We start from the raw sequence: 20,347 nt of genomic DNA, 5'->3' as shown, positions 1-20,347 counted from the left end.
CATGAGCGACAGCGAAGTCTTCACGATCGATATCGCGCGAAGCCCGGCGGACGTCTTCGCGTACGGCACCGACCCCAGCACGTTCGGCCGATGGCAGTCCGATGTGGTGGATGCCCGCATGCTGAGCGGGACACCGTCCGCGGTGGGGTCACGCTTCAGCACCACACGCAAGATCGGTCCGTCGGACCGCACGATGAATCAGGAAGTCGTCGAGGCCGACGTTCCGGGGCGCTGGGTGGTTCGCGGCATCGACGGCCCCATCCGCCCGAACATGACCGTCACCATCGAGCCGCTCGACGGGGGCGCCGGGTCGCACGTGACCTTCGACCTCACCTTCGAGGGCCACGGGATCGGCGTCGCGCTGCTGCCGATGGTTCGATCAACGGCGCGCAAGAGCGCTCCGGAGAGTTATCGCAAGCTCAAAGAGCTGCTCGAATCCGGCGCATGACCGGCCTGCCGCTCTGATCACGAGAGCTCTTTGCGCATGATCCAGCGCACACGGCCGCCGCTGTGGGCCGCCGTCTCGGCGGCGCGCTCGAAGCCTGCGCGCTCGAACAGCCGCGTCGTGCCGACATAGCCGGAGATGATGTCGACCCTGCCGGGGGTATCGGTCTCGATCGGGTAGCCCTCGACGACCTCGGCACCGTGCGCGCGGGCGTGCTCGACGGCACCCTCGAGCAGCACGGTCATCAGGCCCTGTCCGCGGAACGTCGGGCGGACCACGAAACACACCGCCGCCCAGGCATCACGTTCATCGAGAAACGGGATGGTGCGCGAATGCATCAGCCGGCGGTAACTGGAGCGCGGTGCGATCGAACACCAACCGGCCGGCACGCCATCGACATAAGCGAGAACGCCCGGCCCGGGCTCGCGGGAGCACTCGTCCTGCATGTAGAGGGGCCGCTCGAGGTTGTTCAGCCGCGTGTCCCGGTAACTCATGCACCAGCATCCGCCGCCGCCCGGCTTCTTGACGCCCACGACCTCGTAGAAGCCGTCATAGTTTCCGACCGCGCTCACGACCTGGACGCTCATGGCTCGAGAGTACCGTCGACGACCGACGCCGTGGCGGCGGAGTAACTGTGGGCCCTACCGGGATCGAACCGATGACATCCACGGTGTAAACGTGGCGCTCTACCAGCTGAGCTAAAGGCCCTCATCGCCGAAGCGACGAGTCAATGATACCGGGATGTGCGAGGCGTCAGGCGACGTGGGCGGGCAGCTCGTCGAGGGCAGCCCGGTAGGCGTCCAGCGACCGCGCTTCGCCCGGTGCCGTGATGAAGCTCGCACGGATGATGCCGGCCTCGTCGATGAGGAACGTCGCGCGGTTGGCGAACCCCCGCTCGGGCAGGAACACGCCGTACTCCTTCGCGACCTGTCCGTGCGGCCAGAAGTCGGCGAGGAGCGTGAAGTCGTAGTTCTCCTGCTCGGCCCAGACCCGCAGCGCGTACTTCGAATCCACGGAGATGCCCACGAGTTCGACGTCGTGGCTCCGGAACAGCGCGAGGTTGTCGCGAAGCTCGCAGAGCTCGCCTGTGCACGTTCCCGAGAACGCGAGGGGGAAGAAGACGAGTGCGACCGCCCGCTTTCCTCGGTAGTCGCTCAAGCGGAACGTCTCGCCGAACTGGTTGACCAGCTCGAAATCGGGTGCCTGGGTGTCGTTCTCCAGTGCCAAGGTGCTCTCCTGTCGGTGCCTGTTGCCGCGTGTCGGAGCCGAGGCTCCCGAACGCACGATCACACAGCTTAGACCTGTCCGCTCCTACATCACAGCGAGCGGTCCACAGGACGATCGAAGAATGGCTAGGCTGGCAGATGGTGCCTCATTCCTGTCGCAATCCGACAGCGAAGCGCCCCAGACACGATCTATCCGACACAAGAAAGAGGTCGAGGGTGACTGTAAACGACCAGGACCCGTACTCGGTGAATAACATCGATTCGGACCCGGAGGAGACCGCCGAATGGCAGGAATCCCTCGACGCACTGGTTGCAGCCCAGGGACACCAGCGGGCACGCGACGTGATCCTGAGCCTGCTGAAGCGCTCCAAAGAACTGCACCTGGGTGTGCCGATGGTTCCGACCACCGACTACATCAACACGATCTCGCCAGAGAACGAGCCCGAGTTCCCGGGCGATGAAGAGATCGAGCGCCGCTACCGCGCTTGGATCCGCTGGAATGCGGCCATCCTCGTGCACCGCGCACAGCGCCCGGGCATCGCCGTCGGCGGCCATATCTCCACCTACGCGTCGAGCGCAGCGCTCTACGAGGTCGGCTTCAACCACTTCTTCCGCGGCCACGATCACCCGGGCGGCGGAGACCAGATCTTCATCCAGGGCCACGCCTCCCCCGGCACGTATGCCCGTGCCTTCCTCGAGGGCCGGCTCAGTGCCGACCAGCTCGACGGCTTCCGCCAGGAGAAGTCCCACGCGCCCAACGGCCTCTCGTCGTACCCTCACCCGCGACTCATGCCGGAGTTCTGGCAGTTTCCGACCGTCTCGATGGGCCTCGGCCCGATCAACGCGATCTACCAGGCCCAGCTCAACCGCTACATCACCAATCGCGGCATCCGGGATGCGAGCGACCAGCACGTCTGGGCGTTCCTCGGCGACGGCGAGATGGACGAGGTCGAGAGCCGTGGACAGCTCCAGGTCGCCGCGAACGAGGGCCTCGACAACCTGACCTTCGTCATCAATGCCAACCTGCAGCGACTAGACGGCCCGGTGCGCGGCAACGGCAAGATCATCCAGGAGCTCGAGAGCTTCTTCCGTGGCGCCGGCTGGAACGTCATCAAAGTCGTCTGGGGTCGCGAATGGGATGAACTGCTCGCCCGCGACACGGACGGCGCGCTCCTGAACCTCATGAACGTCACACCCGACGGCGACTACCAGACCTACAAGGCCGAGAACGGCGCTTATGTGCGCGAGAACTTCTTCGGCCGCGATGAGCGCACGCGCAAGCTCGTCGAGGATTACACCGACGATCAGCTCTGGAACCTGAAGCGCGGCGGCCACGACTACCGCAAGGTCTATGCAGCCTTCAAAGCGGCCAGCGAACACAAGGGCCAGCCGACCGTCATCATCGCCAAGACCGTCAAGGGCTACGGCCTCGGTCCCAGCTTCGAGGGGCGCAATGCGACCCACCAGATGAAGAAGATGACGCTGGACAACCTCAAGACGTTCCGCGACAGCATGCGCATCCCGATCACCGATGCGCAGCTCGAGGAGAACCCGTACCTCCCGCCGTACTACAACCCGGGCGAGCAGGATGAGGCCATCCAGTACCTGCACGAGCGCCGTCGCGCCCTCGGCGGCTACATCCCCGAACGCCGCACGAAGCACACCCACGTGTCGCTCCCGGACGATTCGGCCTACGCCATCGCCAAGAAGGGTTCGCACACCCAGGAGATCGCCACCACGATGGCGTTCGTCCGCCTGCTCAAAGACCTGCTGCGCGCGAAAGACTTCGGTCACCGCATCGTTCCGATCATCCCTGACGAGGCGCGCACCTTCGGTATGGACGCGTTCTTCCCGAATGCGAAGATCTACAACCCGAACGGTCAGCACTACACCTCGGTCGACCGCGAACTGCTGCTCGCCTACAAGGAGAGCCCGCAGGGCCAGATCATCCACGTCGGCATCAACGAGGCGGGCGCGCTCGCCGCGTTCACCGCAGTCGGAACGTCGTACTCGACGCAGGGCGAACCGCTCATCCCGGTCTACGTCTTCTACTCGATGTTCGGCTTCCAGCGCACCGGCGACGCGATGTGGGCTGCGGGCGACCAGATGGCGCGCGGCTTCATGATCGGCGCAACCGCCGGCCGCACGACGCTGACCGGCGAAGGCCTTCAGCACGCCGACGGTCACTCGCTGCTGCTCGCATCCACCAACCCTGCCGTCGTGTCGTACGACCCGGCTTACGGTTACGAGATCGGTCACATCGTGCGCAGCGGTCTCGACCGGATGTACGGCGGAGACCACCCGAACCCGAACGTCATCTACTACCTGACGGTCTACAACGAGCCGCTCGTGCAGCCCGCTGAACCGGACGGCCTGGATGTCGACGGCGTCGTGCGCGGAATCTACCGCCTTCGCGAAGGCGACGTGGCAGGCCCCAAGGCGCAGCTGCTCGCTTCCGGAGTCTCTGTACCGTGGGCGCTCGAGGCCCAGCACCTCCTCGCGCAGGACTGGGGGGTGTCGGCCGATGTGTGGTCGGTCACCTCGTGGTCTGAACTGCGTCGCGACGGGCTCGCCGCGGAAGAGCACAACTTCCTCAACCCCGACCAGGAGCGTCAGGTTCCGTATGTGACGAACAAGCTGGCGGGGGCGCACGGTCCGTTCGTCGCCGTGTCCGACTTCATGCACGCGGTTCCCGACCAGATCCGTCCGTTCGTACCCGGCGAGTTCGCCACGCTCGGCGCAGACGACTTCGGGTTCTCCGACACGCGGGCCGCCGCACGCCGCTTCTTCAAGATCGACGGCCCGTCGCTCGTCGTGCGCACACTCGAACTGCTCGCTGCACGGGGGCAGGTCGACCCGAGCGCGCCCATCCGGGCTATCGAGCGGTACCGCCTGCACGACGTCAACGCCGGCACCACCGGAACCGCCGGCGGCGAGAGCTGACACCGGGCCGGGCACCAGTGCCTAAGACGAAAGAAGAGACGCTCACCTGGCTTCGCAAGATCTCCGGTGAGCTGGCGACAGCAACGCTCAAGCGCCTCGAAGACACCCTGCCGTGGTACCGCGACATGCCCCCTGGGCGGCGGTCCGCGGTGGGGCTGGTCGCCCAGGCCGGCATCTCGTCGTTCATCTCGTGGTTCGACGACCCGCGGTCGACGCCGTGGATCGCCGCTGACGTGTTCGGCGCCGCCCCCCGCGAGCTGCTGCGCTCGGTGAGTCTGCAGCAGACCCTGCAGCTCATCAAGGTCACGGTCGAAGTCGTCGAGGATCGGGTCAAGAACGGGGGCGAGGCCCTGCGTGAGGCGATCCTGCTGTACTCACGCGAGATCGCATTCGGTGCGGCCGACGTGTACGCCCGGGCTGCGGAGGCACGAGGCCTGTGGGATGCGCGCCTCGAGGCACTCGTCGTCGATTCGATCCTCACGGGCGAATACGACGACGAACTCCCGAGCCGCATCGCGGCCCTCGGCTGGCACGGGCACGGCGAGGTCAGCGTGCTGGTGGGCACGGCGCCCAAGATGCTGGATGTCGACCAGCTGCGCCGCACGGCTCGGCACATGTCCGCGGATGTCCTCATCGGCGTGCAGGGAAGCCGCCTCGTTCTCGTCATCGGTCGCGCGTGGCCCAGCAACTCGACGCCAGACGACGCGATCGGCGCGACGCCGCTCGTCAGTTTCATGGAGATCGCGACCCAGCTCGAACCCGGCTTCGGTGCGGGCCACCTGGTGCTCGGACACGAAGTCCCGACGCTCGTCGATGCGTCGAAGAGCGCCAAGGCGGCACTCGCCGGTTTCGCCGTGGCCAAAGCGTGGCGTAACTGCCCACGCCCTGTGCACGCCGACGACCTGCTGCCGGAGCGCGCGCTCGCCGGCGACGGGCTGGCCCGCGCCACGCTGATCAACCGCATCTACCGGCCGCTGCAGTCGCACTCGACGGAACTGCTCACGACGCTGTGGTGCTATCTCGACAACGGGCGTTCACTCGAGGCCACGGCACGCGAGCTGTTCGTGCACCCGAACACGGTGCGCTACCGGCTCAAACGTGTGTCAGAGGTGATCGGCTGGGATGCGACGGGCGCGCGCGAGGCGCTCATCCTGCAGGCTGCACTGATCGTCGGCTCCATCGCCGAGCCGGACTCCCCGCGGCGCGCCTGAACGGCCCTCGCCCACTCTGCCGAGACCATTGGTGTTCCCGCCATTGAGGCGCTGATAACCGGAAGAATCCTGTTCTCGACGAACGTTACGAAGGATTTGAGTGACCAGAGGATTTGAGTGACCAGAGGCGACGCGGACGTTGAGATCGCGGGCGACGAACGCAGTGGTGAGCGCGGCGCGGTGTCGCGCCGCACGCTCATCGGCGTCGGCGCGGGCGTCCTCGGCCTTGCCGCGCTGACCGGCGCGGCGGGCCTCGCGGTGGAGAACCGGCTGCTGCCAGGGCGCGCGAGCATGCACAGACTGCTTGGCCTGAACGGTCCGGCGGGCACCGTGCCATCTGTCGCGCCCGGCACGTTGATCAGCGGCTCGTTCACGTCGAAGGCCAGGCTCGGCGCGACCTGCGGCTGGGCGATCAGCTATCCGCCCGGCTCCAGCCCGGGCGACAAGCTACCGGTGCTCATCGCCCTGCACGGCTACTCGGACGACCACACCAACGCTTTCGGAACGGCTCATCTCGGCCTCGACCGTTTCCTTGCGCAGGCCGTGAAGAGCGGCACACGCCCGTTCGCGATCGCTTCCGTCGACGGCGGCGACACCTACTGGCATCGTCGAGCATCCGGCGAGGACGCGGGTGCCATGGTCGCCGAGGAGTTCGTGCCGCTCCTGGCCGGCCACGGGCTGGACACCACGCGGTTCGCGCTCTACGGGTGGTCGATGGGCGGCTACGGCGCGCTGCATCTGGCTTCACAGCTCGGTCCGGAACGAATCTCATCGGTCGCCGCCGTGAGCCCAGCCCTGTGGCACACGGCCGGCGAGGCCGCGCACATCGCGTTCGACGGCGCGGACGATTTCGCCGCGAACACGCCGTTCGGGCATGAGGCCGCGCTCGCGGGAATCCCGGTGCGCATCGACTGCGGCACAGGCGACGGCTTCTACCCTGCCGTGCGCGACTACGTCTCCGGGCTCACCCCGCGTCCCGCAGGCGGCTTCACCTCCGGGGGCCACGACTCCGGATACTGGCGTCGCCTCGCCCCCGCCGATCTCGCCTTCACCGCCGCGCATTTCGCCTGACCCGACTGCCGTCCCGACGACGAACTAGACTGAACGACGGCCGTTCCGGCCTCCTTTGTCGATATCGGCACAGGTTTCAGCGAATACTTCGTATGCGTTCGACACAGCCGCAGCGCGGCGGATTGGCAGACTAGTACGGTGATTGTGATCGTGTGCCCGGGCCAGGGCTCCCAGACCCCCGGTTTCCTGACCCCGTGGATCGCAGAATCCACCTTCCGCGACCAGCTCACCGGCATCTCGGATGCGGTCGGCATCGACCTGGTAGCGCACGGCACCGTCAGCGACGCGGACACCATCCGTGACACCGCAGTCGCCCAGCCCCTCATCGTGGCCGCTGGGCTCCTGACGCTGTCGGCGCTCCTCGCCGACGGACGGCGCGAGCGCGTCGGCGGCATTGCGGGTCACTCGGTCGGCGAGCTGACCGCTGCAGCCGGGGCCGGCATCCTGAGCGAGACGGATGCTGTGGCCTTCGTTCGCGAACGAGGCGCGTCCATGGCTCGCGCAGCATCCGAGACACCGACGGGCATGAGCGCCGTGATCGGCGCGGACGAGACGGAGCTGCTCGCACAACTCGACGCGCTCGGTCTCTACCCGGCGAACTTCAACGGCGGCGGCCAGATCGTGGTCGCCGGCGCACTCGATGCGCTGGCCAAGCTCAGCGAGAACCCTCCGGCACGAGCCCGGGTCATTCCGCTCCAGGTCGCCGGCGCGTTCCACACCCGGTACATGCAGCCCGCGGTCGACCACCTGACGACCTTCGCTGCGTCCCTGACCGCGACGGATCCGACGCTTCCGATCTGGACGAACCGCGACGGTTCCCGGGTCGAATCCGGCAAGACCTTCGTCGACCTGCTCGTCGGGCAGGTCTCCTCCCCCGTTCGCTGGGACCTCTGCATGGATGCATTCGCTGCGGCAGGCGTCACCGGCATCATCGAGGTGGCCCCCGCCGGCGCCCTCGTCGGTCTCGCGAAACGCGGCCTCAAGGGCATTCCCGCGGTCGCAATCAAGACACCGGACGACCTCCCCGCAGCTTTCGAGCTGATCGACCAGCAGGCCTGAGCAGGACGGAAGACACACCGATGACCCACCCGACCCTCCAGCAGTCGCACGGCCCGCAGTACACGCGCATCCTCAGTATCGGAGCGGCGCGCGGCGATATCGTCGTGCCCAACGACGACCTCGTCGGTCCGATCAACTCGTCGGACGAGTGGATCCGGCAGCGCACGGGAATCATCACCCGCACGCGCGCGAGCCACGACGTGCTCGCCGTCGATCTCGCAACCGAGGCGGCGAAGGAGGCCATCGCGAAGTCGGGCGTCGACCCGCAGCTCATCGACGCGGTGATCATCGCGACCATCAGCAACGGCCAGCAGACCCCGTCGATGGCGGCCGTCGTCGCCGACCGAGTCGGCGCGAACCCCGCTGCCGCCTACGACATGAACGCGGCCTGCGCCGGGTACGCGTACGCGATCGCGCAGGCGGATGCACTGATCCGCGCCGGTGTCGCCCATTATGCGCTCGTCATCGGAGCCGAGAAGCTCTCCGACGTCGTGGACCCGACCGACCGCTCCATCTCGTTCCTGCTGGGCGACGGCGCAGGCGCCGTCGTCATCGGTCCGAGCGAATTCCCCGGGATCGCGAAGACCATCTGGGGTTCGGACGGCTCGAAAGCCGGTGCAGTCGGCATGGACGGCACGCTCACCCAGTTCCGCGACGGTGAAACTCCGTGGCCGACCCTCCGCCAGGAAGGCCAGACCGTCTTCCGCTGGGCGGTCTGGGATATGGCCAAAGTCGCCAAGCAGGCGCTCGACGCCGCCGGCGTCACCCCCGACCAGCTCGCGGCATTCATCCCCCACCAGGCGAACATGCGGATCATCGACGAGTTCGCGAAGCAACTCAAGCTTCCCGAAACCGTCGTCATCGCTCGCGACATCGAGACGACCGGAAACACCTCGGCCGCATCGATCCCCCTCGCCACCCACAGACTGCTCGAAGAGCATCCCGAACTCAGCGGCGGACTCGCCCTGCAGATCGGATTCGGGGCCGGACTCGTCTTCGGCGCGCAAGTCGTTGTGCTGCCCTAAACTTGTCAACGGTCAAACGACACCCCTCAAGGAGAAAAACAATGGCATTGTCCACCGAAGAAGTTCTTGCCGGCCTGGCCGAACTCATCAACGACGAGACCGGCATTGCAACCGACACGGTTGAGCTGGACAAGTCGTTCACCGACGACCTCGACATCGACTCCATCTCGATGATGACCATCGTCGTCAACGCCGAGGACAAGTTCGATGTGAAGATCCCCGACGAAGAGGTCAAGAACCTCAAGACCGTCGGCGACGCCGTCGAGTTCATCGTCAAGGCGCAGGACTAGAACCACACGTACGGGCGGCCGACCCAGCTGATGTTCGGGTCGGCCCCTGTCCGTTGCCGCCTGCGAGCCAGTCGCACGCGGTGAGTACCTATTACGGAGAGTTGCCGTTATGACCAAGAAGATCGTCGTCACCGGTGTGGGCGCGGCATCGCCGCTCGGTGGCACCGCCGCAGAAACGTGGCGAGCCCTGCTCGCCGGCGAGTCCGGGGCTTCGACCCTCGAACACGAGTGGGTGGAACAGACCCAGCTCCCGGTGACGTTCGCCGCGCAGGCGAAGGTCGCAGCATCCGAGGTGCTCGAGCGTCACGAGATCAAGCGGCTCGACCCCTCCAGCCAGTTCGCGCTCATCGCGGGCCGCGAAGCATGGGCGGATGCCGGGGCACCCGAGGTGGAACCCGAACGTCTCGCCATCGACTGGGCCACCGGCATCGGCGGGGTGTGGACCCTGCTCGACGCCTGGGACACCCTGCGCGAGCGCGGGCCGCGGCGCGTGCTCCCGATGACCGTACCCATGCTGATGCCGAACGGCCCGGGTGCTGCGATCGGAATGGACCTGCACGCGCGTGCCGGCATCCGCACCGTCGTCTCCGCATGCGCGTCGAGCACCGAGTCGATCGCCAACGCGTACGACCACCTGCAGCAGGGCCTCGCCGACGTCGTCATCGCCGGCGGCTCCGAGGCGGCCATCCATCCGCTGCCTATCGCATCATTCGCCGCGATGCAGGCGCTCTCGAAGCGCAACGACTCCCCCGAGACGGCCTCGCGTCCGTATGACGTCTCGCGTGACGGCTTCGTGCTCGGCGAAGGTGCTGCCGCCCTGGTCCTCGAGACCGAGGAGCACGCCAAGGCCCGTGGCGCGAAGATCTACGCTGAACTCGTGGGCGGTGCCGTCACGAGCGACGCGTACCACATAACTGCACCCGACCCCGAGGGTTCGGCTGCAGCCCGTGCGATGATCGCGGCGATCCGGAACTCCGGCGCGACGCTCTCCGACGTGAGCCACATCAACGCACACGCGACGAGCACGCCGGTCGGCGACATCGCCGAGTACAACGCTCTGCTGCGCGTGTTCGGTGAAGCCCTTCACGGTATTCCTGTCTCCGCCACGAAGGCGTCCACCGGTCACCTGCTGGGTGGTGCGGGGGCGATCGAAGCGTTCTTCACCGTGATGGCGCTGCACGAGCGCATCGCGCCGCCGACGATCAACCTCGTCGAGCAAGACCCCGACATCCCGCTCGATGTCGTCACGGCGCCGCGTCCGCTCGGTGACGGCGACCTGCTCGCGATCAGCAACTCGTTCGGCTTCGGCGGCCACAACGCCGTCGTCGCCTTTCGCTCCGTCTGACCTCGCTCGCGCGGCGCGGTCGGGCACAGGCAAAAGCAGCCGAACATCGCGGTTCAGGGTGTTTTTTCCTGTGCTCGACGCCGCGAAAGCCAGTCTGGAGAATCCCCGACTGGGAAGCCTTCCAGTCGGGGATTCTTCGATCACCACCTTCGGGCGGCAGCGCTTTGTGCCTGATCCTGCCCGCTGGTGGGAGCTCTGGGGGTGTCAGCCCACTTTGTGCAGCCAGACGACGGGTGTCACGTCGCTGGCGTGACGGAAGGCCTCGAGTTCGTCATCCCATGCCTGCCCGAGCGCGAGCCGGAGCTCGCGATGCAGTTCGCGCGCGTCACCGCCCGCGACTTCCATGGCGTACCGCACCCGGTCTTCAGGGATGACCGTGTTTCCGGCACTGTCGGTCTGCGCGAAGAAGATGCCGAGGTCGGGCGTGTGCATCCAGCGCGCACCGTCGGAGCCGGGGCCCGGGTCTTCGGTCACTTCGAAGCGGAGGTGTTCCCAGCCGCGCAGCGCAGAGGCGATTGCCGCGCCGGTGCCCTGCGGGCCCTCCCAGTAGAACTCTGTGCGGTGGGCACCCTTGAGTACGGGCTGCGCCTCCCAGGTGAAGTTGACGGCACGACCCATCGCGCGACCTGCTGCCCACTCGATATGCGGGCAGAGCGCGCCAGGAGAGGAGTGCACGAAAAGCACTCCCCGAGCTGTTGGTGCTGCCATGGTGTCCTCCGTTCGGTTTGGTACGTCTTCCCCAACGACCAGTGAACGGATGCCTGCGGCACCGATATGAAATTGTGCGGCCGAAGCCGCTTGGTTGAATTATGCCGTACAAGCGCGCGGAGTTACAAGATTGTGATTCGGCGGTTCGGACCGGCGCAGGTAATAGCATGCTCAGTAGAGATATAGGAGGCCGCCCGATGTCTGTGCAGAACGCTTTCCTCGCCCTGCTCTCACTCGGCCCGGCGTACGGGTCGCAGTTGCAGGCCGAGTTCCTCAGCCGTGCCGCGCATCGGCGGCAACTCAACGCCGGGCAGGTCTATTCGACCCTCGACCGGCTGACCGACCAGGGACTCGTCGAGCCTGCGGGCACCACCGACGACGGGCTCCCCCTCTACGCACTGACAGATGCCGGCCGTGTGCAGGCGGTGGCGTTGCTCAGCCGGGGCCCCGAGGACTCCCGCCCGGACTGGGACGAGATGCAGGACCAGGTGCTGGTCGCTGCATCCATCGAAGCGGCGGATGCAACTCAGGTGGTCGCCGACTACCGCCGTTCGTTCACCGAGAAGATCCGCGAACTCGAGCACGACGCCGACACGCGCGCGGTGCTGGCCGCGAACCGGGCCGCGGAACTCGGCGCTCGTGCCGCGATCGAGTGGCTCGACGAAGTGGCTTCAGCCCTGAAGGACGACCCCACAGTTCTCCTCCAGGAGCGCAGCACGGAACGCCCACGTCGCGGACGGCCCCCCGTCTCCGAGGCGGTCGTGGAGAACTGATCCGCGATCAGTGCAGCAGGTCGCCGGCCTTGTTGAGAACGTTCTTCTCGCCGGCTTCGATCTTGACCGCGAAACGGTTCTGCTTGGGCGGCAGCGGGCAGTTGAAGTTGTAGCTGAAGGCGCACGGGGGCAGCACCGCGAGGTTGAAGTCGAGCGTCACCGTGCCGTCGGGGTGCGGCGCAAGAAAGAGGAACCGCCCGACGGAGTAGGTCGACTCCCCGTTCGTCGCGTCGGAGAAGACCAGCTGCAGCGCCCGACCCGCCTTGAACGCGGCCAGGTTGTACTCGACGCCGTCTTTCTCGAAACGGATCTCACCGGGGATGACCATGTCGCGCGTCTTGCCGTCGTCTTTGAGGTGCTCGAAGCCGACAGTCATTCCGCCTTCGATGGGCGTGAACTGCGCCTGGATCACCCATTCCGGGTTGTAGTCGAACGAATCGATCGACCCGAACTCCTGGATGGCCTCCGAGTTCGCATCCCACACGCGCAGCGCGTACTCGCCTTCCTCGCTGGCGATCACAAACCCGGTCACGGTGTCGCTGAACACGATGTCGCCCGGGGCCGGATCGTCTTTGCCGCGCACCACGACATCGCCGTCGACCAGTTCGCCGTCCACGCGGATGCCGTCTGCAGCGGCCGCGGTGAGCTTCAGCCCCGACTGGCCTTTCGGCAGCGGCGCCCAGAGACCGGGCACGCCCCAGACGCTCTGTGCAGGCGCCTCCGGGTCGCCGGAGATCCACTGTGTGTTCACGAGCGCCAGGTTGCCTTTGGGGGCCGTAACGGCCTGCTGGCGACGCTGGTGGTACGTCGCGAGAACATCGCGCGGGTCTGCGGGTGCGGTTGCGGTCTCAGTCATGGTGTCCATCCTCTTTCACGTCTCATGCCCTAACCACATTCGACACAGGTTTATTGCTACTTCGCTTCCGCGTAGGTGTCGACCACCGCTGCGGTGACCGGGAACTCGACGGGGAAGGTACCGAAGAGCAGCCTTCCGGCCTCCTGCGCCGACGCGGCGACCGTCGCCGCGACCTCGTCGGCGATGCGTTCCGGTGTGTGCACGATCACCTCATCGTGCAGAAAGTACACGAGATGCGGCCCCTGCTCCAGCCGGGTCGCCGGCGGTGTCATCGCGATGAGGCGTTTGCGCAGCTCAGCCATCCAGCACAGCGCCCATTCGGCCGCGCTCGCCTGCACGACGAAGTTGCGCGTGAAGCGTCCCCAGTCTCGCGCCTGGCTGCGCGCGCGGCGTTCGTCTGCTTCAGTGGAATCCGGCGCGGATGCGCTCCCCTGCGTCTGCAGCCACGCAGCTCCCGGGCGCGGTGAGCTTCGGCCCAGGCGGGAGGTGACGATGTCGCCGCGCTCCCCCGCGCGTGCGGCCTCCTCGACGAGCCGGATCGCCCGCGGGAAAGCCTTGGTGAGCCGGGGCATGAGCCGCCCGCTCTCCCCGGTCGTCGCACCGTACATCGCACCGAGCATCGCGACCTTCGCGTGGGCGCGCTCGTCGACGGCACCCGATGCCACGATGCCTTCGTACAGGTCTTTGCCCCGACCGGCCGCGGCCATGGCCGTATCGGCCGACATCCCGGTCAGGATGCGAGGCTCCAGCTGGGCAGCGTCGGCGACGACGAGCTTCCACCCTGGGTCCGCGACCACGGCTCCCCGCACCTGCCGCGGGAGCTGGAGCGCACCGCCGCCCCGCGTGGCCCATCGCCCAGTGACGACACCGCCGGGAATGTAGTCGGGATGAAACCGGCCGTCGCGGATCCAGCTGTCCATCCAGGTCCAGCCGTTCGCGCTCGCCAGTCGAGACAGCTTCTTGTACTCGAGGAGTGGGGCGATGGAGGGATGGTCGACCTTCTTCAGTTCCCACGACCGCGTCGAGCTGACGATGAGGCCGGCGCGCTTGAGCGCACGAAGCAGGTCGGCCTGGCTGTCCGGGTTGAGCCCGGGGACATCGAGCGCTGTCCGCACCGCGGCCGCCAGGGCTTCGAGCTTCGCGGGACGCGCTCCCGGCATCGGTCGCGGACCGAGCAGGTCGGACAGGAGAGCGTCGTGGAGTTCGGTGCGCCACGGAAGCCCGGCGTACTGCATCTCGGCAGCGATGAGCGCTCCGGCCGACTCGGCCGCGAGCAGGAGGCGCAGCCGCCCGGGTTCGGAGCTGGTCGTGAGCGCATCCTGCTGGAGCCGGAACTCGGCCAGGACCGCGTCGCGGTCGGCATCGGGTGACGGCTCCGCGACGTCAGGGTCGCCGTCGAGGTCGAAGAGCACTGCGGTGTCGACGGGAGCATCGTCGATCGCTGCGATCGCATCCCATCCGGTCGGCGGAGCCAGCGCGAGCGCGGACCGCGCGCTCAGGGTCGACAGGCGCAGGATGCGGTGGCTGAGTGCCAGGTCGACGCACCGGTCGATGCGCACGCCCTCCGCGAGCAGCGCCGGGTACCACGCACGCGTGTCGTTCCAGACCCAGCGCGGTCGACGCGCCTCGGCTTGAGCCACGAACGAGCCCAGCGCGCCTGCGTCGATCTCACGCGCACCGACTTCGCTCCCGTGGTCGTCGAGTTCGACGGCTACCGCGCGCTCGCCGGCGAGACGAGCGAGAACGATGTGCACTGGTCTATTCTGCGGCCTGCCACGGACATCCCGTTGCGCTCCTACCCGAAAGTGAGGATAATTCACTTCAGATGTACCCACTCGCAGGAGGCGACGACGATGACAGTGTACCTGTACGACAGCAAAGGCGCTTTCGTAGGTTTCCGCACCGAATACGACGGCCGCTACCTCTACAACCCCGATGGCGAATGGATCGGCTGGTTCGCCTGGTCGAACGACGACGTCGCCACCCGTGACGGAAGCTACCTCGGCACCGTCGTCGAAGACCGGCTGCTCTGGCGACTCGAGCCGACGCACCACGTCGACCCCGGATATCCCGGTGCGCCGCGTTTCCCCGGCCGCGCAAGCTATCCCGGCAACGCCGGGTACTACGGCAGTGTACCGGGATTCATCGACGTGCCGAGCCACCTCCTGACCCCGCGCAACGCCTACCGGACGCCGCTCGCCTCCTGACTCAGTCCGACAGGCTCGCGATGCGGGCCCGCAGCTCCGGCCACGCCGCACCGAAGCCGGGGTGGAGTGGCAGTTCGGTGACCTCGCCGACCGGCACCCAGCGCAGCTCGATGCTCTCGACGTCGACGATGTGGGGCTCGAACGGGGCGGTCGCAGCGACGACGACCGTCGTGTACGACCAGAATCCCAGGTCGAAGACGCTCGTGAAGAGCAACTGCAGGGCACCGGGAGGAACATCCGCCTCCTCAGCCGCCTCGCGCAACGCGCCCTCGACCGCTGTCTCGCCTTCGTGACGCGCGCCGCCCGGCAGGCCCCACGTGCCGCCGTGGTGGCTCCACTCGGCCCGGTGCTGCAAGAGGATCCCGCGGTAGCGGTCGAGTACGAGCAGGCCGGCCGCGCCGAACCGCCCCCAGTACCGCTCGCCGTTCGGGCCTTCAACCCATGCATCGCCCGAATTCACGTTTCCTACGTTAGTCGCACGAATCCGTCACGGCCTCCCGGCCGACAACGACCGTAACGCTCCAACGCTCGAGTGATCTAGAGTTCCGCCATGACGCAAGCACGCTGGCAGCAATTGACCGAGTGGCCACTCGCGATCGTGGCCGCGATCTTCCTCGCAACGTATGCGTGGGAGGTGATCGCCGACCTCCAGGGACCCGAAGCTTTAGTGGCCGAGGTGATCATCTGGACGACCTGGGGCGTCTTCCTCCTCGACTACGTCGTGAACCTCTCGCTCGCCCGCGAGCGCTGGCGATGGTTCTACACCCACCTGTTCGATCTCGCGATCGTCGTGCTGCCGATGCTGCGGCCGCTGCGCCTGCTTCGGCTGGTGACGATCCTCGCCGTGCTGCAGAAGACCGCGGGCTCGGCATTCCGTGGACGCGTGAGCATCTATGTCGCTGGCGCGGCCAGCCTGCTCGTCTTCACAGCTGCGCTCGCCGTGCTCGACAGTGAGCGGCACGTGCCCGGAGCGACGATCACGACCTTCGGAAACGCTCTCTGGTGGGCGTTCGTGACGATCACGACGGTCGGCTACGGCGACTTCGCTCCGATCACCGAGACGGGCCGTTTCATCGCCGTCGGCCTCATGGTCGGCGGAATCGCGATGCTCGGCGTGGTGACGGCCACTCTCGCGTCGTGGATCGTCGAGCGCGTGACCGTCACCGAGGACCACGCACGCGCGGCGACGCGGGGACAGATCAGGGTACTGTCGGCGCAGATCGCGCAGCTGCAGGACCTGCTTGAGAAGAAGTCGGCGTGAGCCGGATGCCGTCCGTTCGCAGCGCTGGCATCCTGCTCTATCGCCGCGCGGCCGACGAGGGCCTTCAGGTGTGGATCGCACACATGGGTGGCCCGTACTGGGCAGGCAAGGACGACCGCGCCTGGTCGATACCGAAGGGCATTGTGGACGACGCAGACGGCGACGACGAACTGCGCACGGCCCGGCGCGAGTTCCTCGAGGAGATCGGCACACCCTCGCCGGAGGTGCCTCACGAGAAACTCGGCGAATTCCGCCAGTCCTCGGGCAAGACCGTCATCGTGTTCACCGCGGAGGCGGACTTCTCACCCGCCGCCGTCGTCAGCAATACCTTCTCCCTCGAGTGGCCGCCGCGTTCCGGGCGTCTCCAGGACTTTCCCGAGATCGACGACGCCCGATGGTTCCCTCTCGAGACCGCCCGCGACAAGGTGGTCGCCGGGCAGGTAGCCGTGCTGGACGCCCTGCTGGCCCGCATCGCCGGCGAACGGGTCTGACCGCCTGTCCAACCTGCAGGCGCGCGGCCCGGTAGCGGCGCTGCATCGAACCGCGGCACCATACTGACTGTTGGGCGGGGTGGGCTCACCCCGCGTCACGCGACGGAACGGCGGGGATGATGGCTGATCTCGATTCGACGGGCAGGGTGCCGCTGGGCGACGGGCCCGGGGACAAGAAGCCGGGCACACGCGGACGCACAATCGCCATCATCGTCCTCAGCGTGCTTGCTGCGATCCTTATCGGCATCATCATCTGGCTCCTGGCGACGGCGAAGCCGTCACCGACGCCAACACCGAGCCCGACGCCCTCGGCCTCGCCGACGCCATCGGTCACGCCTTCGCCGACACCGACGCCCACGCCGACGACCACCAGCGGAGCCGGCATCTGCGGTCTCTCAGCGCTGACCATCACCCTTGGCGAAACGCAGGGCGGGGCGGGCAGCCGGTACGTTCCCATCGTTTTCACCAACAAGGGCAGCACACCGTGCACACTCAACGGCTACCCGACGGTGTCGTTCGTCGGCAACGGAAACGGAACCCAGATCGGGCCGTCCGCCATAAACGATTCGACGACCGCGCCATCCCTTCAAACGGTTCAGCCCGGCCAGGCCGTCAGCTCGCTCTTGCGTGTGGCGGTCGCCCAGAACTTCGCGGGATGCACCGCCGTCACACCCGACGGTTTCCGGATCGCCCCGCCCGGGTCGGCGACCTCGGCCTTCGTCGCAATGACGTCATTGCAGGCGTGCGACAACCAGAACATCCAGCTGCTCACGGTGCAGGCGGTCATCCCGCTGTCCTGAGCGGTCAGGCCTTCGGGCCGGTCGGGATGAGGTTGGCGAATTTCTGGGTGACATTCAGGTATCCGGCACCACCCGACAGCTGCTGGTAGCGGGCGAAACTGCCGATCGGACGCTTCTTGCCGGCGTCAAGATAATAGATCGACCCGTTCGGAGTGCGGATGAACGCCGTCGCGGCCACGCCTTTGTGCAGCAGCGCGCACGTGAAAGTATCCAGCGGAACGAACGCGATCGGATAGTCCGGCAACAGTGATGCGCCGATCGCGTGAACCGACCCGGCGGCGCTCACATACGACTGCGAACCACAGTGGATGCCGAACACGAGCCTCGTGGGCGCCGTCGGGTAGGCGTCGAGGCGTGCCTGTGTCGTGTACGTCAGCTTTGTGATGCCGGCCTCGTACGGGTAGGTGAGGTCGCTGAAGGCGACCTTGTTCGTCACGCCGTTGACCAGGTAGACGGTCGCATTCTGCGGTGTGCGCACCAGGGCGCCTGCCGTCAAGGCAACCGGGCCGAACTTCAGGCCGGCGATCACCTTCTGCGGAATGGTCACGATCGTGGGCGTCTTCCCACCCGCCAGAGCGATCAGCGACTCCCACGCACCCACGGGCAGGACCTCGGTCGGCATGGTCAGGTAGACCGTGCTGCCTGATGCCGACTTGATCGCCGATCCCGGCTGGATCGCGCCCTTGGCGGCGTATGAGTCCGCGAGCGTCTTCGAGACCGTCACCGGGTCGAGGGATGCGCCACCGACGCCTTGCGCCCACGTGTAGGCGCCCCCGGTGCCGAGCACGCTGATCGTCGGGTCACCGGAGACCTGCATGATGCCGGCGAACGGGGCCGTCGACGACGGGATCTTGGCAAGGCTCCCCGCCTGCAATGAACCGGCTTGCCGTGTCGAACTGCCCGCAAGGGCCACAGCGCTCGGATCCACGGCGTACTTGAGACCTTCCGCGAGGAGGTAGTACGACGACGTGCCGGTCTGCGCGACATACACGCTGTCGCGCACGATCGGGGCGCCGAACGGGAGATACGACACGGCATCGTTCGAAAGGCGGTTGGCCGGCGACGTCGGGACGGCCGCGGCCGCCAGCGATGCGGCGTCGAGCACCTCACGGCGCAGGCCACCGCTCACGTAGTACTGAACACCCGAGACGGTGTTGATGATGGGGCCGACCGCTGGACCGGTCACATAGGCCGCGATCTGGCCATCCGACACCTGCGCGTATCCGCTCGGATCGCACCTTCCGCCGTAGTCGGCCACCTGGGTGCACGACTGGAACTGCAGTTTCAACCCCGAGTCGACAAAGTACATCGCACCGCTCGGCGCACGCAGGATGCGGGTGACCATCTGCTGCGTCGCCATCGAGTCGAGGAAGGCCTGGGCGACGTAGGCCACCTTTCCCAGGGGCGAGAGTGCGGCCAGGACCGCAGCGCTCGGGATCGGGTATTTGTTCCCCCCGGAGATCAGGTACACCGTGGAATCGGCGACGGTGCGGACGATGCTCGATCCGAGCGAGAACGCCGTCATGGCCGAGTCGCTGCCGTTGAAGATGTCCTGGTCGCCGGGGAAAGTGCCCGCGTCGGCGTACTGCCAGATCGTGTAGTTCGACCAGCCGGCCGGCAAGGTTCCCGCGCCGTCGGAGATGCTGTTCGGGTAGCGTGCGATGAACAGGGGGTCGGCCGCGAACTGATTGCTGTTGCCCGTGCACGACGTCCACCAGTTGGTCGTCGAGTAGATCGCCGCCCACCGGCCGATCCTCGTGTGGATCGTGTTGACGAAGTCGTGGATCCACGCCACCATCGCCGCCTGGCTCAGGCCGTAGCAGGTCGCCCCGTACGGGTTGTACTCGATGTCGAGCAGCGGTGGCATGGTGCGGCCGTCGTTGGTTCCTGCACCGCCGTGGGCCATGAACCAGTTCGCCTGGACAGCGCCCGACGACGTGTTCGGGGTGGCGAAATGGTATGCGCCGTGCGCGAGCCCGGCGGCATACGAATCGTTGTACTGCTCGGCGAACTGGCTGCTCGTATAGTCGGTCGCCTCTGTCGCCTTCACGTAGACGAACCGCGCGCCGTTCGCCCGGATGGTCGCCCAGTTGCCGGCATTGAGAACCTGCCAGCCGCTGACATCGAGCCCCGGAACCCCGGGTGGGGCGCCCGCGACCAGCGGGGCGTCCAGTCTCGTCCCGGCATTCGGGGCGACGGAAGTGCCTTCGTACTGGCGAATCGTCGAGCCCATACTGTGGTTGCCCGCGGCGTTCATCGTTGCGAGCGAGGGGTCGGCCACGATCGGGTCGGGCTTCTGTGTCGGCGCGGGAGCGCTCGGAGACACCGATGGTGTCGGCGCGGGTGCGGTCGTTGTCGTTGTCGTTGCCCGCGCACTCGTGGCTGGCGACGGGGTCGGGGTCGCTGTGGGGGTTGCCGTTGGCGCTGGCGTTCCCACCGTCACGGGGTCTCCAGCGGCGGTGGCGGACGCGCTCGCCGACTGTGCCGCGCCGGTCGCGACGCCCGCGATGAGGGCGAGGACCGCTATCCCCGTCACAGCAGAACGCATGGATGGACGCATCGGTTAGCCCTTCGAGACCAGTTGTGTGGGCGGCCGGAATTGGCCATCTTGTCAATGCTGGTGAGTCTTCGGGCGA

20 protein-coding genes and 1 tRNA gene are annotated in these 20,347 nt (G+C 67.1%); 13 read left to right on the top strand and 8 right to left on the bottom strand.

What is annotated here, in order from left to right; all coding sequences use genetic code 11:
- Position 1: 1 nt before the first annotated feature.
- Positions 2 to 448, top strand: coding sequence for an SRPBCC family protein (locus ACPPVQ_RS10395; RefSeq protein WP_426515028.1), 447 nt, complete (start codon positions 2 to 4; stop codon positions 446 to 448).
- A 17-nt stretch (positions 449 to 465) separates the two neighbouring features.
- Here ACPPVQ_RS10395 and ACPPVQ_RS10390 read toward each other — a convergent pair whose 3' ends face one another.
- The 3 genes from ACPPVQ_RS10390 to ACPPVQ_RS10380 form a co-directional block, all read right to left on the bottom strand.
- Positions 466 to 1,032 carry an N-acetyltransferase family protein gene (locus ACPPVQ_RS10390; protein ID WP_426515027.1) on the bottom strand — a complete coding sequence of 189 codons (567 nt, stop codon included), beginning with the start codon at positions 1,030 to 1,032 and terminating at the stop codon, positions 466 to 468.
- A 48-nt stretch (positions 1,033 to 1,080) separates the two neighbouring features.
- Positions 1,081 to 1,153: transfer RNA gene (locus ACPPVQ_RS10385), tRNA-Val, on the bottom strand.
- Positions 1,154 to 1,198: 45 nt separating this feature from the next.
- On the bottom strand, positions 1,199 to 1,672 hold the full coding sequence (locus ACPPVQ_RS10380; protein ID WP_426515026.1) for a peroxiredoxin: 474 nt from the start codon (positions 1,670 to 1,672) through the stop codon (positions 1,199 to 1,201).
- A 215-nt stretch (positions 1,673 to 1,887) separates the two neighbouring features.
- On the opposite strand from ACPPVQ_RS10380, the gene aceE reads away from it, so the two are divergent.
- The 7 genes from aceE (at position 1,888) to ACPPVQ_RS10345 (ending at position 10,615) form a co-directional block, all read left to right on the top strand.
- Positions 1,888 to 4,614 (top strand): pyruvate dehydrogenase (acetyl-transferring), homodimeric type, encoded by a 2,727-nt coding sequence (gene aceE, locus ACPPVQ_RS10375; protein WP_426515025.1) that lies wholly within the window; start codon positions 1,888 to 1,890, stop codon positions 4,612 to 4,614.
- 17 nt (positions 4,615 to 4,631) lie between these two features.
- A complete protein-coding gene (locus tag ACPPVQ_RS10370; protein WP_426515024.1) occupies positions 4,632 to 5,825 on the top strand; it encodes a PucR family transcriptional regulator in 1,194 nt (397 codons plus the stop codon).
- 117 nt (positions 5,826 to 5,942) lie between these two features.
- Entirely contained in the window at positions 5,943 to 6,896 is a 954-nt protein-coding gene (locus ACPPVQ_RS10365; protein ID WP_426515023.1) for an alpha/beta hydrolase, read from the top strand.
- A gap of 138 nt (positions 6,897 to 7,034) precedes the next feature.
- Positions 7,035 to 7,955 (top strand): ACP S-malonyltransferase, encoded by a 921-nt coding sequence (locus tag ACPPVQ_RS10360; protein ID WP_426515022.1) that lies wholly within the window; start codon positions 7,035 to 7,037, stop codon positions 7,953 to 7,955.
- Positions 7,956 to 7,975: 20 nt separating this feature from the next.
- Entirely contained in the window at positions 7,976 to 8,980 is a 1,005-nt protein-coding gene (locus ACPPVQ_RS10355; protein WP_426515021.1) for a beta-ketoacyl-ACP synthase III, read from the top strand.
- A gap of 41 nt (positions 8,981 to 9,021) precedes the next feature.
- Positions 9,022 to 9,270: an acyl carrier protein gene (locus tag ACPPVQ_RS10350; protein ID WP_163289840.1), complete on the top strand. Its 249-nt coding sequence runs from the start codon at positions 9,022 to 9,024 to the stop codon at positions 9,268 to 9,270.
- A gap of 109 nt (positions 9,271 to 9,379) precedes the next feature.
- On the top strand, positions 9,380 to 10,615 hold the full coding sequence (locus ACPPVQ_RS10345; protein WP_426515020.1) for a beta-ketoacyl-[acyl-carrier-protein] synthase family protein: 1,236 nt from the start codon (positions 9,380 to 9,382) through the stop codon (positions 10,613 to 10,615).
- 204 nt (positions 10,616 to 10,819) lie between these two features.
- On the opposite strand, the gene ACPPVQ_RS10340 is transcribed toward ACPPVQ_RS10345, so the two are convergent.
- Positions 10,820 to 11,323, bottom strand: a complete 504-nt coding sequence (locus tag ACPPVQ_RS10340; protein ID WP_426515019.1) for a DUF3145 domain-containing protein — start codon at positions 11,321 to 11,323, stop codon at positions 10,820 to 10,822.
- A 197-nt stretch (positions 11,324 to 11,520) separates the two neighbouring features.
- Here ACPPVQ_RS10340 and ACPPVQ_RS10335 point away from each other — a divergent pair, with 197 nt between their 5' ends.
- Entirely contained in the window at positions 11,521 to 12,096 is a 576-nt protein-coding gene (locus tag ACPPVQ_RS10335) for a PadR family transcriptional regulator (protein ID WP_426515018.1), read from the top strand.
- A gap of 7 nt (positions 12,097 to 12,103) precedes the next feature.
- Here ACPPVQ_RS10335 and ACPPVQ_RS10330 read toward each other — a convergent pair whose 3' ends face one another.
- On the bottom strand, positions 12,104 to 12,952 hold the full coding sequence (locus ACPPVQ_RS10330) for a DUF1684 domain-containing protein (RefSeq protein WP_426515017.1): 849 nt from the start codon (positions 12,950 to 12,952) through the stop codon (positions 12,104 to 12,106).
- A 56-nt stretch (positions 12,953 to 13,008) separates the two neighbouring features.
- Entirely contained in the window at positions 13,009 to 14,706 is a 1,698-nt protein-coding gene (locus tag ACPPVQ_RS10325) for a bifunctional 3'-5' exonuclease/DNA polymerase (protein WP_426515016.1), read from the bottom strand.
- 99 nt (positions 14,707 to 14,805) lie between these two features.
- Here ACPPVQ_RS10325 and ACPPVQ_RS10320 point away from each other — a divergent pair, with 99 nt between their 5' ends.
- Positions 14,806 to 15,159 (top strand): hypothetical protein, encoded by a 354-nt coding sequence (locus ACPPVQ_RS10320; RefSeq protein WP_426515015.1) that lies wholly within the window; start codon positions 14,806 to 14,808, stop codon positions 15,157 to 15,159.
- Position 15,160: 1 nt separating this feature from the next.
- Here the strand turns inward: ACPPVQ_RS10320 and ACPPVQ_RS10315 are convergent, their stop codons facing one another.
- Positions 15,161 to 15,619 (bottom strand): NUDIX hydrolase, encoded by a 459-nt coding sequence (locus ACPPVQ_RS10315; protein ID WP_426515014.1) that lies wholly within the window; start codon positions 15,617 to 15,619, stop codon positions 15,161 to 15,163.
- A 90-nt stretch (positions 15,620 to 15,709) separates the two neighbouring features.
- On the opposite strand from ACPPVQ_RS10315, the gene ACPPVQ_RS10310 reads away from it, so the two are divergent.
- The 3 genes from ACPPVQ_RS10310 (at position 15,710) to ACPPVQ_RS10300 (ending at position 17,711) form a co-directional block, all read left to right on the top strand.
- Positions 15,710 to 16,420 (top strand): potassium channel family protein, encoded by a 711-nt coding sequence (locus ACPPVQ_RS10310; protein WP_426515013.1) that lies wholly within the window; start codon positions 15,710 to 15,712, stop codon positions 16,418 to 16,420.
- Positions 16,421 to 16,425: 5 nt separating this feature from the next.
- A complete protein-coding gene (locus ACPPVQ_RS10305; protein WP_426521221.1) occupies positions 16,426 to 16,911 on the top strand; it encodes an NUDIX domain-containing protein in 486 nt (161 codons plus the stop codon).
- Positions 16,912 to 17,030: 119 nt separating this feature from the next.
- Positions 17,031 to 17,711, top strand: a complete 681-nt coding sequence (locus ACPPVQ_RS10300) for a DUF4232 domain-containing protein (protein ID WP_426515012.1) — start codon at positions 17,031 to 17,033, stop codon at positions 17,709 to 17,711.
- A gap of 4 nt (positions 17,712 to 17,715) precedes the next feature.
- On the opposite strand, the gene ACPPVQ_RS10295 is transcribed toward ACPPVQ_RS10300, so the two are convergent.
- Positions 17,716 to 20,259, bottom strand: a complete 2,544-nt coding sequence (locus tag ACPPVQ_RS10295) for a lysozyme (RefSeq protein WP_426515011.1) — start codon at positions 20,257 to 20,259, stop codon at positions 17,716 to 17,718.
- Between the last annotated feature and the right edge of the window lie 88 nt (positions 20,260 to 20,347).

Origin of the sequence: Leifsonia sp. McL0618, from assembly GCF_049994905.1 — a bacterium.
In the GTDB taxonomy this organism is placed as follows: Bacteria; Actinomycetota; Actinomycetes; order Actinomycetales; family Microbacteriaceae; genus Diaminobutyricibacter.
Note: the sequence above shows the minus strand (reverse complement) of the source record. Positions and strands in the feature narration are given on the sequence as shown.

Coding starts and splice junctions, on each gene's coding strand:
- ACPPVQ_RS10395 (WP_426515028.1), top strand. CDS start 2: ATGAGCGACAGCGAAGTCTTCACGATCGATATCGCGCGAAGCCCGGCG.
- ACPPVQ_RS10390 (WP_426515027.1), bottom strand. CDS start 1,032: ATGAGCGTCCAGGTCGTGAGCGCGGTCGGAAACTATGACGGCTTCTAC.
- ACPPVQ_RS10355 (WP_426515021.1), top strand. CDS start 7,976: ATGACCCACCCGACCCTCCAGCAGTCGCACGGCCCGCAGTACACGCGC.
- ACPPVQ_RS10350 (WP_163289840.1), top strand. CDS start 9,022: ATGGCATTGTCCACCGAAGAAGTTCTTGCCGGCCTGGCCGAACTCATC.
- ACPPVQ_RS10345 (WP_426515020.1), top strand. CDS start 9,380: ATGACCAAGAAGATCGTCGTCACCGGTGTGGGCGCGGCATCGCCGCTC.
- ACPPVQ_RS10340 (WP_426515019.1), bottom strand. CDS start 11,323: ATGGCAGCACCAACAGCTCGGGGAGTGCTTTTCGTGCACTCCTCTCCT.
- ACPPVQ_RS10335 (WP_426515018.1), top strand. CDS start 11,521: ATGTCTGTGCAGAACGCTTTCCTCGCCCTGCTCTCACTCGGCCCGGCG.
- ACPPVQ_RS10330 (WP_426515017.1), bottom strand. CDS start 12,952: ATGACTGAGACCGCAACCGCACCCGCAGACCCGCGCGATGTTCTCGCG.
- ACPPVQ_RS10320 (WP_426515015.1), top strand. CDS start 14,806: ATGACAGTGTACCTGTACGACAGCAAAGGCGCTTTCGTAGGTTTCCGC.
- ACPPVQ_RS10310 (WP_426515013.1), top strand. CDS start 15,710: ATGACGCAAGCACGCTGGCAGCAATTGACCGAGTGGCCACTCGCGATC.
- ACPPVQ_RS10305 (WP_426521221.1), top strand. CDS start 16,426: ATGCCGTCCGTTCGCAGCGCTGGCATCCTGCTCTATCGCCGCGCGGCC.
- ACPPVQ_RS10300 (WP_426515012.1), top strand. CDS start 17,031: ATGGCTGATCTCGATTCGACGGGCAGGGTGCCGCTGGGCGACGGGCCC.
- ACPPVQ_RS10295 (WP_426515011.1), bottom strand. CDS start 20,259: ATGCGTTCTGCTGTGACGGGGATAGCGGTCCTCGCCCTCATCGCGGGC.